Source organism: Mesorhizobium sp. M7A.F.Ca.AU.002.02.1.1, from assembly GCF_003998535.1.
Classification (GTDB): domain Bacteria; phylum Pseudomonadota; class Alphaproteobacteria; order Rhizobiales; family Rhizobiaceae; genus Mesorhizobium; species Mesorhizobium ciceri.
Genome location: NZ_RZPB01001023.1, coordinates 1 through 1781, shown reverse-complemented (window position 1 = coordinate 1781; position 1781 = coordinate 1). Strand labels below are relative to the sequence as shown.

At 63.7% G+C, this 1781-nt stretch carries 2 protein-coding genes; one reads left to right on the top strand and one right to left on the bottom strand.

The features are described from left to right. Positions 1-646 (bottom strand): alpha/beta hydrolase (locus EN879_RS34545; RefSeq protein WP_164774782.1); only part of this gene is annotated, 646 nt, incomplete at its 3' end. Between the two features lie 183 nt (positions 647-829). On the opposite strand from EN879_RS34545, the gene EN879_RS34540 reads away from it, so the two are divergent. After that, positions 830-1781 (top strand): ribonuclease (locus tag EN879_RS34540; protein ID WP_127274646.1); only part of this gene is annotated, 952 nt, incomplete at its 3' end.

Sequence of the window (1781 nt, the reverse complement as noted above, 5' to 3'; positions counted from 1 at the left end):
ACACCGAAGCGTCCCAGCCGCACAAGGGATCGGCAATGTATTTCGCCACTTCCGCTTCGTCGCGCGACAGCCAGTCGAACAGCGTGCGGTGATTGGGCACCGCCTTGCCCCAGGCCTGGAAGGTGAGTTTCGGCAGCAGGCGCGATGGCACGTCGGAGCCGAGCCGCATCCGTTCCCAGGCAAGGATGCCGAGCGCAAGCTGCCCAAGCGGGCCTTGGGAGAAATTGCCGTTCCAGATTGCTGCCGCGTGAACGCGTGGCGAGTGGCGCAACAGGTAGTTCAGCGCCACCGACGCACCCATCGAATGGCCAAACAGGATGACCGGTCTGTTTGGCCGTTCGCGGGCGATGAGATCATGGATGACGTCGACGTCGGCGATCACCTTGGCGGCACCGTCCCTGTCGGCGAACCTGCCGAGCGGAGCGTCGGACGCCTTGGTCGCGCCGTGGCCGCGATGATCGTGGACATAGACGTCGAAACCGCGCGAGCCAAGAAAATCGGCAAAGCGGGCATAGCGCGCTGCGTGCTCGGCTAGCCCGTGATTGATCTGGACGACGGCGCGTGCCCGGCCATCGGCCTGCCTGACGAAAAGATTGAGCTCGGCACCGGTCGGCGAGGCAACCACGCGCTGCTGGCTGAATGACATGCCGCCTGGTCCCGCCCTTGCTTTTGTCGTCGTTGGCTTTGTTTGCGCCGGCCCACATTATGCGTCAATCCGGCAAACCCGCTTTTCGCGACGATGTTTCTTGCGTTCGGTCAGCAAAATATCGCAATTCTGACATGGAGACAGCTTCAGTCTGTCGCCCACTTCTTCAGCCGGGGATTCTCCATGCGCATCGGTGTCGTTTTCGGATTGGCCATGTTGGCGGCGTCGCTGGCCGGGGCCGCGCATGCCGACGTGAAGATGAGCGGCAGCTTCGTCGCCGACGCCGCCTGTCCGGCGACGCAAGCGATCAAGAACGGCAAGAACCCCGGCAATGTCTCGACCGATGCCGGGCAGAGCTATCAGTTGCTTGCCGGCAACAAGGAGACGCCGACGCATTATCTCATCCTGGTGCCGGGCGCCGATCCGGAGCGCCGCTGGGTGAAGGTCAGCTGCGGCCATGTTTCCGGCAGCAGCGCGGCGACCGTGCCGGCCGCGCCTGACGGGCAAGGCAAGCCGGCGGCATCGGGGAAGCCCGAATACGTCTTCGCGCTGAGCTGGCAGCCGGCGTTTTGCGAGACAAAGTCGAACAAGACCGAATGCAGGGCACAAAGTGCCGGCGATTTCGACGCCACGCATTTCACCTTGCACGGCCTGTGGCCGCAGCCGAATGGCAATTTCTATTGCCAGGCGACGGCGAGCGACAAGGCCAACGACAATCCGGCCCACTGGAAAGACCTGCCGCCGGTCAATCTTGACGCCAACACCCGCACGGAACTCGATCAGGTGATGCCTGGAACGGCCTCCCATCTCGAACGGCATGAATGGATCAAGCACGGCACCTGCTACGGCAAGAGCCAGCAGGACTATTTCTCCGATGCGCTGAATTTGATGCGCGCGGTGAACAGTTCGCCGGTGCGCGATCTCTTTGCCAAAAACATCGGCGGCAAGCTAACGGCCGACCAGATCCGCGGCGCTTTCGACACTGCCTTCGGGGCGGGAGCAGGGGACCGCGTGCGCGTTTCCTGCGTCATCGATCCGTCGAGCGGCAGGCGGCTGATCGGCGAACTGACGCTCGGCCTCGCCGGCCCGATCGGCCCAAACAGCGCGCTCAAGGACCTGCTGCTGGCTTCGGTGC